The 14,238-nt window shown below is 61.2% G+C and carries 13 protein-coding genes and 1 riboswitch; of the genes, 6 read left to right on the top strand and 7 right to left on the bottom strand.

The genetic code is table 11. The features are described 5' to 3' along the window. The first annotated feature begins 5 nt into the window (after positions 1–5). Positions 6–1,280: an FAD-binding oxidoreductase gene (locus tag FY152_16420; GenBank protein ID UXS33756.1), complete on the top strand. Its 1,275-nt coding sequence runs from the start codon at positions 6–8 to the stop codon at positions 1,278–1,280. Positions 1,281–1,504: 224 nt separating this feature from the next. Here FY152_16420 and FY152_16415 read toward each other — a convergent pair whose 3' ends face one another. The 6 genes from FY152_16415 to argE all read right to left on the bottom strand — a co-directional run bounded on the left by FY152_16415 (position 1,505) and on the right by argE (position 8,207). Next, positions 1,505–2,962: an NAD-dependent succinate-semialdehyde dehydrogenase gene (locus FY152_16415; GenBank protein UXS33755.1), complete on the bottom strand. Its 1,458-nt coding sequence runs from the start codon at positions 2,960–2,962 to the stop codon at positions 1,505–1,507. Between the two features lie 15 nt (positions 2,963–2,977). Beyond that, positions 2,978–4,021 (bottom strand): tartrate dehydrogenase, encoded by a 1,044-nt coding sequence (locus FY152_16410; GenBank protein UXS33754.1) that lies wholly within the window; start codon positions 4,019–4,021, stop codon positions 2,978–2,980. Positions 4,022–4,034: 13 nt separating this feature from the next. Continuing rightward, positions 4,035–5,498, bottom strand: coding sequence for an aldehyde dehydrogenase family protein (locus tag FY152_16405; protein ID UXS33753.1), 1,464 nt, complete (start codon positions 5,496–5,498; stop codon positions 4,035–4,037). A 253-nt stretch (positions 5,499–5,751) separates the two neighbouring features. Continuing rightward, a complete protein-coding gene (locus tag FY152_16400; GenBank protein UXS33752.1) occupies positions 5,752–6,108 on the bottom strand; it encodes a cupin domain-containing protein in 357 nt (118 codons plus the stop codon). 26 nt (positions 6,109–6,134) lie between these two features. Then, the gene (locus tag FY152_16395; GenBank protein ID UXS33751.1) at positions 6,135–7,058 is read right to left on the bottom strand and encodes a glyoxylate/hydroxypyruvate reductase A; all 924 of its coding nucleotides are present in this window, start codon (positions 7,056–7,058) and stop codon (positions 6,135–6,137) included. Between the two features lie 24 nt (positions 7,059–7,082). Next, positions 7,083–8,207, bottom strand: a complete 1,125-nt coding sequence (gene argE, locus FY152_16390; GenBank protein ID UXS33750.1) for an acetylornithine deacetylase — start codon at positions 8,205–8,207, stop codon at positions 7,083–7,085. A gap of 226 nt (positions 8,208–8,433) precedes the next feature. Between argE and FY152_16385 the strand changes: the two genes are divergently transcribed. The 5 genes from FY152_16385 (at position 8,434) to FY152_16365 (ending at position 13,168) form a co-directional block, all read left to right on the top strand. Continuing rightward, complete coding sequence (locus FY152_16385; GenBank protein ID UXS33749.1) at positions 8,434–9,312, top strand: GNAT family N-acetyltransferase; 879 nt, start codon at positions 8,434–8,436, stop codon at positions 9,310–9,312. A gap of 119 nt (positions 9,313–9,431) precedes the next feature. Further along, positions 9,432–9,667, top strand: a riboswitch (cobalamin riboswitch). A 159-nt stretch (positions 9,668–9,826) separates the two neighbouring features. After that, positions 9,827–10,855: an ABC transporter substrate-binding protein gene (locus tag FY152_16380; protein ID UXS33748.1), complete on the top strand. Its 1,029-nt coding sequence runs from the start codon at positions 9,827–9,829 to the stop codon at positions 10,853–10,855. Continuing rightward, a complete protein-coding gene (locus tag FY152_16375) occupies positions 10,852–11,880 on the top strand; it encodes an iron ABC transporter permease (GenBank protein ID UXS33747.1) in 1,029 nt (342 codons plus the stop codon). The genes FY152_16380 and FY152_16375 overlap by 4 nt, the downstream gene beginning before the upstream one ends. Beyond that, entirely contained in the window at positions 11,877–12,677 is an 801-nt protein-coding gene (locus tag FY152_16370; GenBank protein UXS33746.1) for an ABC transporter ATP-binding protein, read from the top strand. The genes FY152_16375 and FY152_16370 overlap by 4 nt, the downstream gene beginning before the upstream one ends. Then, on the top strand, positions 12,674–13,168 hold the full coding sequence (locus tag FY152_16365; protein UXS33745.1) for a pseudoazurin: 495 nt from the start codon (positions 12,674–12,676) through the stop codon (positions 13,166–13,168). Before FY152_16370 ends, FY152_16365 begins: the two co-directional genes overlap by 4 nt. 198 nt (positions 13,169–13,366) lie before the next feature. On the opposite strand, the gene FY152_16360 is transcribed toward FY152_16365, so the two are convergent. Beyond that, positions 13,367–14,191 carry a class I SAM-dependent methyltransferase gene (locus FY152_16360; protein UXS33744.1) on the bottom strand — a complete coding sequence of 275 codons (825 nt, stop codon included), beginning with the start codon at positions 14,189–14,191 and terminating at the stop codon, positions 13,367–13,369. Positions 14,192–14,238 lie beyond the last annotated feature (47 nt).

The following is a 14,238-nucleotide window of genomic DNA, read 5'->3' as shown; positions in this document are numbered from 1 at the left end:
GGACCATGAAGTTCGTCTCCTATTGGCACGATACCGCGCCGCAATTTTCAGGTGCCGCGCAAGGTCCCGTTGAAGGTCATTACGATGTCGCCGTCATCGGTGGAGGTTTCACCGGTCTCGGGGCCGCGCGCCAGCTGGCCAAGGCCGGCGCGCGGGTGGTCGTTCTTGAAGGGGAACGGGTCGGCTGGGGCGCCTCCGGCCGCAATGGCGGGCATCTCAACAATGGTCTCGCCCATTCCTATCTCTCCGCCAAGGCCGAGCTTGGCAAGGAACGTGCGATCGCCCTTTACCGGACGCTCGATTCCTCCATCGATACGCTGGAGGGCCTGATCGCGGAGGAAGGCATCGATTGCAACTTCCGCCGCTCGGGCAAGCTGAAGCTTGCCTCCAAGCCGCAGCATTTCGAAGGTCTGGCGAAGAATTTCGAGGCGCTGCATGCCGAGGTCGATCCCGATACGGCGCTTCTTTCCGCCGCCGATCTCAAGGCGGAGATAGGCTCGCCCTTTTATGGCGCGATGCTCTCGAAGAAGAGCGCGATGATGCATATGGGCCGCTATGTGGCCGGCCTCGCCGAAGCCGCCAGCCGTCATGGCGCGGTGATCTTCGAAAATGCGGCGGTGACGAAGCATACCCAGAACGGCAGAACCTATGAACTGGAAACCCCGCGCGGCAAGGTGACGGCCAACAATGTTCTGGTGGCGACCGGCGCTTACACGCCCTCTGGTTTTAGCTATTTCCGTCGCCGCATCATCGCCGTCGGTAGCTTCATCATCGCGACGCGACCGCTGACGGATGCGGAGGTTCGGGCTTCGGTTCCGGGCAACCGCACCTATGTCAACTCGATGAATATCGGCAATTATTTCCGGCTCGCGCCGGATAAGCGGCTGATCTTCGGCGGCCGTGCGCGCTTTTCCGCCACGTCGGACCAGCGTTCGGACGCCAAAAGCGGTGCTATCCTGACGGAAAGCCTGCATCGCATTTTCCCGCAGCTCTCGCATGTGCCGATCGATTATTGCTGGGGCGGTCTGGTGGACATGACCAAGGACCGTTATCCGCGCGCCGGTTTCCATGACGGCGTCTGGTACGCCATGGGCTATTCCGGCCACGGCGCGCAGTTTTCCACCCATCTCGGCATGATCATGGCCGACGCCATTCTGGGGCGGCCGGATAACAACCCGCTGAAGGGGCTGGAATGGCCGGCGGTGCCGGGTCATTTCGGCAAGCCGTGGTTCCTGCCGATCGTGGGCCTCTATTACAAGATGCTGGATAAGATTCAGTAGAAGTCGGGGGTCGACGCTGAGAGGCCGCTTCCACACTCGACGTCATCCTCGGGCTTGACCCGAGGATCCACGGCCGCGGAAGAATGGATCCTCGGGTCAAGCCCGAGGATGACGGAGGAGAGGGGCATCTCCATATTCCAGCGGCCTTCAGGCCGCTTTTTTGTTGCCTCCACACAAAAAGAAGGGCCGCGGAGCGGCCCTTTAGGCGGGGAGAAAAACAGGCGTCAGGCAAGCCCGCCAATATGAAACGTCTTGATCTCCAGATATTCCTCGATGCCGACCTGTGCGCCCTCACGGCCGAGGCCGGATTGCTTGACGCCGCCAAAGGGGGCGACTTCGGTGGAGATCGCGCCGGTGTTGAGGCCGACCATGCCGAATTCCAGCGCCTCGCCCACACGCCAGGCGCGTTTCAGGCTTTCGGTATAGAAATAAGCGGCAAGGCCGAAGGGCGTGCCGTTGGCGATGGCGATGGCTTCTTCTTCCGTCTCGAAACGGAAGAGCGGTGCCACCGGTCCGAAGGTTTCTTCGCTTGCCAGCCGCATCCCGGTCGTGGCGCCGGTCAGCACCACGGGGGCGGTATATTGCGGACCTTCCGGCAGGTCATGTGGTTTGGTGATGATCTTTGCGCCCTTGGAAACGGCGTCATCGATATGGGCGCGGATCTTGGCGATGGCCGGCTCGTTGATCATCGGGCCGATGGAAACGCCTGCTTCGGTTCCGGGTCCGACCCGCATGGTGTCAACGCGATCCGCCAGTTTTTTCGCAAAGGCGTCATAAACGCTCGACTGCACGAGAATACGGTTGGCGCAGACGCAGGTCTGGCCGCCGTTGCGGAATTTCGAAACCAGCGCGCCTTCGATGGCGAGATCGAGATCGGCATCGTCGAACACGATGAAGGGCGCATTGCCGCCCAGTTCCAGCGACAGGCGCTTGACGCTGTCGGCAGCCCCCCGCATCAAAAGCGAGCCGACACGGGTGGAGCCGGTGAAGGAAATTTTCCGAACCGTCTCGTTGGCCATGATTTCATTGCCGATTTCCGTTGGCATACCGGTGACGATGTTGATGACGCCCGCGGGAATGCCGGCCCGTTCGGCGAGCACGCCGAGCGCCAGGGCCGAATAGGGCGTGAATTCCGAAGGTTTGATGACCACGGTGCAGCCGGCCGCAAGTGCTGGCGCGACCTTGCGGGTGATCATGGCGTTCGGAAAGTTCCACGGCGTGATGATGCCGCAGACGCCGACTGCTTCTTTCAGCACCACGATACGGCGATCCGGCGTGGGTGAGGGGATGGTGCCGCCGCTGATACGCCGGGCCTCTTCAGCAAACCATTTGACGAAGGACGCGCCATAGCGGATTTCGCCCTTTGCCTCATCGAGCGGCTTGCCCTGTTCGGTGGTCAGGATCAGGCCGAGATCGTCGACATTGTCGATCATCAGCGCGAACCATTTTTCGAGAAGCGCTGCACGCTCTGCGTGGGTTTTCTTTTTCCACGGCCCGAAGGCGGCATTGGCGGCTTCGATTGCCGCGCGGGTTTCCCCGCCGTCCATATCCGGCACGGTGCCGATTACCGCCTGCGTCGCCGGGTCGATCACGTCGACCGCCTTGCCCGATGCCGCGGCCTTCCACGCGCCGCCGATCAAGCCCGTCTGGCGAAAGAGGTCCTTATCCTTCAAACCTTGCATCATCTGTCTCCGAAATCAGTCGAGCGCCGCAAGAACTGCGGTGGTGATAGCGTCCGTCTTGTCCTTGCCCGGCACCGTGCCGATACCCCGGCCGGTCGCCGTTTCCAGCGCCGTCATGATCCTGACGGCCGCGTCCTTTTCGCCAAGATGCTCTAACATCATCGCGCCGGACCAGATGGCGGCGATGGGATTGGCGATGCCGAGATGGGCGATATCCGGGGCCGAACCGTGCACCGGCTCGAACATGGAAGGCGCGCTGCGGTCGGGATTGATATTGGCGGAGGCGGCAAAACCGAGGCCGCCCTGAATGGCTGCGCCGAGGTCGGTCAGAATATCGCCGAAGAGGTTGGAGGCGACCACGACATCGAGGCTTTCCGGGGCCATAACCATGCGGGCCGCCATGGCGTCGATGTGATAGCTGGAAACCTCGACGTCGGGATATTCAGTGGCGAGCTTGTGGGTCACCTCGTCCCAGAACACCATCGAATATTTCTGGGCATTGGACTTGGTGATGGAGGCAAGCTTGCCGCGACGCTTCTGCGCCTGTTCGAAGCCGAAGCGCAGGATGCGTTCCACACCCTTGCGGGTGAAGATCGAGGTTTCGACGGCAACTTCATCATCGGTGCCCTGATGCACGCGGCCGCCGGCGCCGGAATATTCGCCCTCGGTATTTTCACGGATGCAGAGAATGTCGAAGCCATCGGCCTTCAAAGGTCCCTGCACACCGGGCAGAAGCCGGTGCGGGCGGATGTTGGCATATTGCACGAAGGCCTTGCGGATCGGCAGCAGCAGGCCGTGCAGCGAGACCGAGTCCGGCACTTCCGCTGGCCAGCCGACTGCGCCTAGCAGAATGGCGTCGAAGCCGCGCAGGGTTTCGATGCCGTCCTTCGGCATCATCGCGCCGGTTTCCTTGTAGAAGGCGCAGGACCAGGGGAATTCCGTTCCTTCGAGCGCAAAACCGGAGCCTTCGGCAGCGGCGTTGAGCACCTGCCATGCGGCGTCCGTCACGCTTTTGCCGATGCCGTCTCCGGGAATGAGTGCGATGCGATGCGTTTTCAAGACATTACCCCTGTTACAGTCCGATAAGGACGCTTTTGCTCTTGCGGTTGGCGAGATAGGCCTCCCGTCCGAGATCCTTGCCGATACCGGAACGTTTGTAACCGCCGGTCGGCAATATATGGTCGCGCGAACGGCCATAACGGTTGACCCAGATCGTGCCTGCCTGAATGGCGCGCGACAGGCGCATGACACGCGAGATATCCCGGCTGAAAAGCCCGGCCGCCAAACCGTAGGTCGGATGGTCGGAAAGCGCCAGAGCCTCTTCTTCCGTGCGGAAGGTCTGCAGCGTCAGCACCGGGCCAAAGATTTCCTCGGTGACGGCAGGGGAGGTCTGGTCGACATTGGCGATCAGCGTCGGCTGATAGAAATAGCCGGGACCATCCATCACTGCGCCGCCCGTCAGGCATTCGCCGCCATGGGCGACCGCTGCCTGCACGATGCCGTCGATGCGCTTGCGCTGCACCTCGGAGATGATCGGCGAATATTGCGTCGTCTCGTCCCAGGTCGGGCCGGGTTTCACTGCCTTCATGCGGGCGATGATGGCCGTGGAAAGGGCATCCGCCGCACTTTCCTCGACGATGATGCGCGAGCCCGCAACGCAGGCCTGCCCGGCATTGGAGAGGATATTGCCGGCGATGGCCGCTGCCGCCTTCTCTATATCGGCATCGGCAAAGACCAGTTGCGGGCTCTTGCCGCCGAGTTCCAGCGTCATGGGCTTGATGCCGGTGCGGGCGATATTGGCCATGATGGCGGCGCCCGCGGCGGTGGAGCCGGTGAAGCTGACCTTGGAGATGTCAGGGTGTCCGGTGATGGCATTACCGGTCACGGGCCCGTCGCCCAGTACGATGTTGATGAGGCCGGCGGGCAGTCCTGCCTTGATCGCCAGCTGCGCCATGAAGATGCTGGAGAAAGGCGTCATTTCCGATGGTTTCAGCACGACGGCATTGCCTGCCGCGAGCGCCGGGCCGAGCTTCCAGCCGGCCATGGAGACGGGGAAATTCCACGGTGTGATGGCGCCGACGACGCCATAGGGCTCGGTCATGATCATGCCGAGGCTCGCATCGTCGGTCGGCACCAGATCGCCGCCTTCCTTGTCGGCAAACTCGGCAAAGAAACGGATCTGTTCGGCGGTAACGGCGATATCGCCTGAAATCAGCTGGCCCACCGGCCGCGTCGAGGACAGCGCCTCGATCTTCGCCAGCGTCTCGGCTTCCTGCTCGATCAGGTCGGCCCAGCGTTGCAAGACCTTTGTGCGCTCGCGCGGCCGCACGCCGCCCCAGTTGCTGCTCTTCAATGCGGCCTTGGCGGTTTGCACCGCTTCATCGACCAACGCCGCATCCGCCTTGGGGCAACCGGCATATTCGATGCCGTCCGAAGGGCGGTGCATGTCGATGCCGTTTTTAGCCGGGATCAGCCGGTCGCCGATGAAGTGGCCGATCGGCAGGGACAGGCTGTCTGGATCGAAGCTGAGCGTCATGGGGAATCCTCTTTGGATATGCCTTAACGCTACCCCCTGAAGGCAAGCAGCATCGACCGACTGCGGTGGGGGTGGTGAACGAAAATCCTGTTTTACAGGCGGCCCACAGCGCAATCTTCGGCGGGCGTCAGTCCCTTGCCAAGAACTACCTTGGCCGGGGCGTGCAGCCCTGCTGGCGTTGACCGAACATCCCATGACCGGCCGGCGGTTTTCCTGTCCGCCAGCCGGAACGCCAACAATTCCGTCTGACAAATCACCCCGTAACCGTAACGTAGATCTTGCGAACGGTTTCGATGGTCTTCCAGACGCCGACGAAACCGGGCTTCATGACAAAGCTGTCGCCTGCGGTATAACGCTGCGGTTCGCCACCTTCCGGGGTGATTTCGATAACGCCTTCAACGATATGGCAAAACTCGAAGGTCTCGCCTTTGATCGAGCGGTTTTCACCGGGGGTTGCTTCGAAGATGCCGGTGCGCACGGTGCCGTCGCGGGCTTCGTCCAGCGCCCAGACCCTGGTTGTCGGATCGCCGGAGACAAGGCGTTCAGGTGCGACCTTGGCGGTCTTCGGTTCGAAGGCGGGGTGAGTGTCGATTGTCTTGAGGAGCGGCATGGGTGTCCTTTCTTGGAACGTTGTGATCAATATCCACGGCTGCGGTCGACGAGGCCGAGCGGGTCGAGGCCGGATTCGTATCGTTTGATGTTTTCGACAACGGTGCGGGCGGCGGAATGGGGCTGGGTGACGCTGGCGATATGCGGCGTCAGGAGAATTTTCGGGTGTGTCCAGAAACGATGGTTTTCCGGCAGGGGTTCCGGATCGGTGACATCGACGACAGCGCCTGAAAGCCTGCCGCCATCCAGCGCATCGATGAGGGCGTCATGGTCGAGCTGCCTGCCGCGCCCGGCGTGAACCAGAGCGGCGCCTTCGGGAAGCATCGCCAGACGCTCGGCATTCAGAAGGCCCGTGGTCTCGGCGGTCAGCGGCAGCAGGCAGACGAGAATATCGCTGGTGGAGAGGATCGTGGTCAGCCCGTCGTCACCATGGTGGCAGGTGACGCCTTCGATCTCGCGTGGCGAGCGGCTCCAGCCGGACAACGGAAAACCGAAGGGTTTCAGCCGCTCCAGCGCCGCGATGCCCAGCATGCCGAGGCCGAGAACGCCCACCCGGCACTCTTCCGCCTGCCGCTGGGGCAGGGCTTTCCACAATTGCTGGCGCTGCTGCTTCAGATAGACCGGCAGGTTGCGGTGAAGGGCAAGCACGCCAAGGCAGACATACTCCTGCATCATGCGAGTGATGCCCTCATCCACCATGCGCACGACCTTCACCGTTTGAGGGATGGCTTCGATGTGAAACTGGTCGACGCCCGCGCCGATCGAAAACAGCACTTCGAGATTGCGATATCGGGCGATATCCTGCGGGACCGTCCAGGTAATCAGATAGCGGACCGCGTCTGGGTCGACACTGGACGCATCCATCGAAAAGGGCAGATCAGGCAGCTCTGCTGCCAGGGCCTGCCGGAAAATCTCGCCGCGTTTTGCGTCGGAATTGAAGAGAAACGTCATCTGAAATCCATACTTCCCGAAGGTTTATTCCGCGCAGCAGCGGCCAAGCGTTTCCAGCATCGACTGGCAGGTGGAAAGCTCGCCCGTGGTGATGAACTCGTCCGGCTTGTGGGCGCGGCCGATATCGCCCGGGCCACAGATGATGGCGTCAATGCCCGCCGCCTGGAACAAGCCTGCCTCCGTACCGTAGCTGACGGCTGCGAGGCAGGGAGTACCGGTCAGTTCCTCCAGAAGCAGAACGAGCGGCGCGTCGGCTTCCAGTGAAAGCGCTGGATAATCGCTCATCGGCGTCCATTCTATATCGACGCCCCTTGTGGCAAGCGCTTCGACGCTCCTGCGCACCGGTTCTAAAAGTTCGAGCGGCGAGACGCCTGAAATCGCCCGCGCTTCCAGTTCGACTGCGCAGAGGTCGGGAATGATGTTGATCGCCTGTCCGCCTTTGACGGTGCCTACCTGCAACGAGGAGTAGGGTGGTTCAAATGTCGCTTCGAATGGCCCCTGCATCAGCGCATCCGCTGTTTCAACCGCTCTCGCCATGATGCCGGTCATCAGGTGGATGGCGTTTACGCCCTGATCGGGACGCGACGAATGGCCGGACCGTCCGTGGATGGTGATGCGTGCCGCAGCCTTGCCCTTATGAGCGCGAACCGCCCGCATATTGCTTGGCTCACCGATGATGGCGCCCGCCGGTGGTGCGCACAGCGCCGGCAATCTGGCAATGAGGTGGGGAACGCCACGGCAGCCCGCTTCCTCGTCATAGGAAAAGGCGATGTGTATGGGCCGTTTCAACGCCAGACGCGAAAATGCCGGTGCGGCGGCGAGAACCGTGGCCAGAAAGCCCTTCATATCGGTGCTGCCGCGTCCGTAAAGACGGTCGCCTTCGGTTCTCAGCGTAAAGGGATCGGAAGACCATTCAGGTTCTGCCGCAGGGACGACGTCCATATGGCCGGACAGGATGTAACCGGCGACATCGGCCGGGCCGAAGGTGGCGAACAGATTGTCCCGGTCACCCTCCGGTCCCGGAAGCAGCGATACTTTCGCGCCATGGCTCTCCAGATAATCGGCGATCCATCCGGCAATGTCGCCATTGGCGGTTCCGACCACCGACGGGAAGCTGACAAGACGCTCAAGGATTTCGATTGCGTTCATGGCCGCCTCCGCTGGCCGGCCGCTTGCGCTTGACCGGATTGTCATCGCAAAAGCTTAAAATGGTCTGCGGCGTTTATCTGCCGAAATGCGGGTGATTTCGGTAGATTGTTGTGTCCTTCCAGTGCTTTCAGAAAATTCCTGCTGGTGAGGCTGGTTATCTTCGGATGTCGTGGACCGGGCTGTGGGGCCGGAGGTTCCGTATCGGAGGGGATGAGGGCCGCTTGTCATGGACCTGCTCAAAGTCGATAGTTTCGAGTTGCGGACGGTAGATATTGCCGATGTGGATGCCGATCATCTGCATGCGCTCTCCATGGCTGTCGGGTGGCGATATCACGCCAATGAATGGTGTTTTCTGCGCCAGTGCGGCGTTGGCCTTGCGGCGCTGGACGAGATCGACCGCGTCGTCGCAACCGCCATGCTGTTTCCCTATGATCAGGGCTTTGCGACGCTCGGCATGGTCATTGTGTCTCCACGCCTGCAGGGGCAGGGCGTTGCGCCGTGGCTGGTGCGGCAACTGATCGGAAAGTTTCCCGCCGTCTCCCTTCGGCTGAACGCCACGGATGTGTCGCGGCGGCTGTTTTTCGGCCTGGGTTTTGCCGGCGATACGGAAAAAGTGCATCTTTTTCGCGGAAAGGCACGGTGCCTTGCCGAGATGCCGCCATCTGGCAAAAAACGAAGGATAGAGCCGCTGTCGGAAGAACATCTGCCGGAGGTGGCGGCGATGGACCGGGCGGCCTTCGGTGTTTCGCGCCATGGCGTCTTGCAGCGGCTTCTGCGGGAGAATACGGGCTATGGTCTGTTCGAGGCGGACCGTCTCATCGCTTTTGCGCTGCGCCGTGCGGCGGGGCGGGGTCACATCGTTGGCCCGGTGGTCGCGAGTGAAGAGACGGATGCCATAGCTCTCGTCAGACGGCATTTTGCCGATCTGGAGGATCAGCTGGTGCGCCTCGATAATAGTTGTAGCGGTGGCCCCTTCACCGATTTTCTAACGCAATCCGGGCTTGTCGTGATCGAGACGCTCACCACCATGTCGAAAAACGCGCCGCAACCGGTGAGCACCGGTGCTGCCAGAGTTTTCGCGCTGGCAGGCCCTTCATTGTGCTGAACTGCGGCGCCGACGCACGCGATGCGCTTCAGGATTTGTTTAATCCATGTCTTTGCCTCAGGTCCGCCCTCACACTTTCGGGAGATATGCTTTGGCAATTGACGCCCCGCCTCTTGCCCCTTATGTGAGAAAGCGACGGTTCCTGAGGCCGAAAGGCGAAGGGATTAATAGGGAACATGGTGCGGGTGATTATTATGACCCAATGCCGTGGCTGCCCCCGCAACTGTAAGCGGATTGCCGCTCATCCTCGTGACGCTTCGACGCGTCATGCCACTGTGTTCTGCGGAATGCGGGAAGGCAGATGAACGGCGCAAATTCGTGAGCCAGGAGACCTGCCGTCAAAATATGAACCATCGTTACGGGCGGGGAAGCCCGGAGGAGGAAATTGTAATGTTATTTCATAACATTTGGTTTGCGTCCCGTCGTTGTTCTCCGTACAAGACGTTCCGCTGTTGCTGCGCGTTCTAACGCCTGCTGCTCTGGAACAAGCGATTTAATTTCGACTGGAGAACATATGTTGCATTCTAGACGCCTGCCGGCCTACGCCGGCTTTCTGGCCGCTGCCCTTGCGGCTTTGCCCGTTTCCGCCAAGGCTGCCGAAACGGTCTATCCCCTGACGATCAACAGCTGCGGTCAGGAGATCACCTTCAAACAGGCGCCTGCCCGCACCGTATCCGTGGGGCAGAGCACGACCGAGGTTCTTTATCTGCTCGGCGTTGCCGACAGGGTGGTGGGCACGGCGCTGTGGATCGGTCCGGTTCTGAAGGGTTACGAGGAGGCCAATGCCAAGGTGGAGCGGCTGGCCGACAACGATCCGAGTTTTGAGGCCGTGGTCGGCAAGAAGCCGGACCTCGTGACGACGCAGTTTCAGTGGCAGATCGGCCCTGAGGGTGTTGTCGGAACGCCGGCGCAATTCGCCGAGCTCGGTATTCCCGTTTATACCTCGCCCGCCGATTGCCTGGGCAAGGACAATTCCGGCGGTGGCGATGGCGTGCGCAACACCGTTTTCACCATGGACCTGATCTATCAGGAGGTCCGCGATCTCGCCAAGATCTTCAACGTGCAGGAGCGCGGCGAAGACGTCGTTGCTGACCTGAAGAAGCGTGAAGAGGCGGCCCGCGCCAAGATTGCCTCGGTGAATGGCAAGCTTTCCGCCGTCTTCTGGTTCTCCAGCGCCGAACTCGATATCGATCCCTATGTAGCCGGCCGCAAGGGGGCGCCGGGTTACATCATGTCTGCGCTTGGCCTGAAAAATGTCATTGAAAGCGATGAGGAATGGCCAACCGTCGGCTGGGAAACCATCGCCAAGGCCAATCCGACCGTGATCGTCGCCGGCAAGATGGACCGCCGCCGTTTCCCCGCTGACGACGTTGCCGTCAAACACAAGTTCCTCGCGACCGATCCGGTTGCCAGCATCATGCCCGCCGTCAAGGACAAACACGTCTTTGACATGGACGCACAGGCGATGAACCCGACCATCCGTACGATTGAGGGCATCGAAACGCTGGCCGAGGCGATTTCCGCCGCCGGCCTCGCCAAGTGAACGGTTTTTCCGTCCATCTCGGCAGGGCTGGTCTGGCTTTTGTCGCGCTGGCCCTGCTGCTCGTCGCGCTGATGGCCGGAGCGGCCATCGGCGAGACTGCCATTCCCTTCGATGTGGTGGCGAAAACCATCGCCAACCGTGTCTTCCACGCGGGTTATCCGCTGGAGCCGCTGGATGAGGGCATCGTATGGAGCTACCGGCTCAGCCGCGCCGTCGTCGCCGCCTGTTGCGGTGCTTCGCTGGCGCTCGCCGGTGCGGTGCTGCAATCGCTTTTGCGCAACCCGCTTGCCGATCCCTATATTCTCGGCATTTCCGCAGGCGCCTCCACGGGGGCAGTCGCCGTGGCGCTTCTGGGCTTCGGCGCCGGGTTCCTGACGATGCCGGCGGGCGCCCTGATCGGGGCTTTTGTTGCTTTTTCGCTGGTCAGCCTTCTGGCGGTCAGGGCCGGTCACGGCAACAGCGCCATCATTCTGGCGGGTGTCGCCGGTTCGCAGCTCTTTAATGCCATGACCTCGTTCATTGTCACAAAATCCGCCAATGCCGAACAGGCGCGCGGCATCATGTTCTGGCTTCTGGGCAATCTTTCGGGCGTGCGCTGGCCGGATGTGTGGCTGGCCCTGCCGGTCTGCCTTGCGGGTCTTGCGGTATGCCTCTGGTACGCCCGCGCGCTGGATGCTTTCGCCTTCGGCGGCCAGGCCGCAGCCTCGCTCGGCATCCCCGTGCGCTGGGTCTATGCGGTGCTGATCTCGGTTTCGGCGATCATGACGGCGGTCATGGTGTCGTTGGTCGGCTCCATCGGCTTCGTCGGCCTCGTCATTCCCCATGCGGCACGCATCTTCGTCGGCGTTCGCCATGGGCTGTTGCTGCCAGTGACGGCGCTGACCGGCGCGATTTTCATGATCGTCGCCGATATTCTCTCCCGCATCGTCATTCCCGGGCAGGTCCTGCCCATCGGGGTCATCACCGCGCTCGTCGGTGCGCCCGCCTTTGCCTTCATCCTCGGGCAGAAAAGGGGTCGGTCATGAGATTGTCCGCCCATGATCTGCATTTCCATGCCGGTAACATCGAAATCGTCCGCGACGTTTCGCTGGATGTTGGTTCCGGCGAGTTCCTCGGCATTATCGGGCCGAACGGCTCGGGTAAAAGCACGCTTCTTTCCATGCTGGCCGGCATCCGCAAACCGCGCGGGGGCCATGTCACGCTTGGCGAGGAGCCGCTTGCCTCATTCGGGCGGCGCGAGCTTGCCCGCAGGCTCGCCTTCGTGGAGCAGCAGGCCGAAACCACCGAACGTATCAGCGCGCGACAGGCTGTCGAACTTGGACGCACACCCTATCTCGGCCCGCTTTCCGCATGGTCGTCAAAGGATGATGCCATCGTCGATGCGGCGCTTGAAAATGTCGACATGGCGGACAAGGCGGATCGAAGCTGGCATCACCTTTCCGGAGGCGAACGGCAGAGGCTGCACATCGCCCGCGCGCTGGCGCAGGAGCCACATATCCTGCTTCTGGACGAGCCGACCAACCATCTCGACATCGGCCACCAGATCGGCCTGCTCGATCTGGTGCGCCGGCAGGGCCTTACCGTCGTCGCGGCGCTGCACGATCTCAATCACGCCGCCATGTTCTGCGACCGCGTCGCCATCTTGCACCGGGGCGAATTGATCGCGGTCGGTCCGCCGCATGAGGTTCTGACTTCAGCGACGATCGCTTCCGTTTTCGGGGTGCAGTCGGTTGTCACCACGGATGAGGGTGGCTTTTCCCACATTCGTTTTCTGCCGGCCCACGGGGCAGCCGATCACCCAAGGAAAGTACTGGCACGATGATGAAATTGATGACGCTCGAAAACATTGGTTTTGGCGTAATTCCAAACATGAAAACGCTTCGCGTTGTTGCTGGAATTGCCCTGGCGGCGATCACTGGTTTTCCCCTTCACGCCATGGCGGAAACTTTCGAGGTGAAGATGCTGAACCGGGGCGAAAAAGGCCCGATGGTGTTCGAACCCGATTTCCTCGAGATCGCTCCCGGTGATCGCGTTCGCTTCGTGCCGACCCACAAGAGCCACAATGCCGCGACCATCGAGGGCATGGTTCCCGAAGGTGTCGAGGGGTTCAAAAGCCGGATCAATGATGAATTCGAGACCGGCTTCGAGCAGCCGGGTTTTTATGGCATCAAATGCTCACCGCATTACGGCATGGGCATGGTCATGCTGATCAAGGTGGGCGAGGCCACCTTGCCGCAGAGCTACAAGACGGTGGATGTGCCCGGTCGCGCGAAGCCCCGCTTCGAGGAATTCTTCGAACGGGCGGAAAAATGAGGCGCGGGCGGAAGTCTTGAGTGGCGGTTTGGATCGTCCGGGAGGGTGCAGGCAAAGTCCGAAAACCTCTCCTCCGTCATGCTCGGGCCTGTCCCGAGCATCTGCAACGCATTGATTTTGCGATAGGTGGTTGGATCCTCGGGACAGGCCCGAGGATGACGTCGTGCACGCGGATAGTGAAGGTGGCTGCGGCGTTCCTCAGATCTTTTCGGAAACATCCGGCTTCACCGCACAGACCGCATAACGGTGCTGCAGCCCGCGCAGGATGCCCTTCAGCAGGCTGAAATTCTTCGCCTGGGCGCGATGAATCGCCTGAAGCTCCTGATCGATTGCGACGGGCTCGAACCCCGTTTTGCGCAGAAGTGCTGCGACATCGCCGGCTCTTGCGCCCTTTGAAAAATAGACCCGCGAAAGAATGCTGTTGAATGTATTTTCCGGATCCGCCGGCCTGTGCGGCTGGTCGGGTTTCACAAGGCCGATATTTTCCAGACCGGCAGCCAGTTTCTTGACCAGTTTTTCGCGCCAGCCGGTATTGACGAAATCACCGTCGACGATCAGAAGCCGCCCACCCGGTTTCAATACGCGGAACCATTCGGCAAAACTCGCCTGCGGGTCCACCAGCGTCCACACCAGATGGCGCGTGATGATGACGTCGGCGCTTTCGTCCGGCTCCATCGTGTTTTCGGCATCGCCGACAAAAAAACGAATGTTGCGTCCACGGCTTTTCGCTTTTTCCCTTGCAAGCGCCAGCATGGTTTCCGACCAGTCCATGCCGGTGACCTGAAAACCGAGATCGTCCATCAGATGCGAGATGACGCCGGTTCCGCTGGCGAGATCGAGTGCCTTGCGGCCTTCACCCTGTCCCAGATGCTTCAAAACCAGCGCATGCCAGGCGGCGCGCTCCTCTTCCGAGAAAATTTCATGCCCTGGCGAAAGGTCGAAGGTTGCGGCGCGGCCGGACCAATAAGCCTTGATTTCGTCTCTCAGGCTGTCGTTTTTGCCATACTGGATAGTGTCGATCATTAGACTTCAACTCATGCGCCGGTCAGTTGAGAACGGCTCTAAAACAT

The organism is Agrobacterium tumefaciens (genome assembly GCA_025560025.1).
Lineage (GTDB): Bacteria > Pseudomonadota > Alphaproteobacteria > Rhizobiales > Rhizobiaceae > Agrobacterium.
The sequence above is the reverse complement of the archived record's forward strand: the minus strand, read 5'-3'. Positions and strand labels throughout refer to the sequence as shown.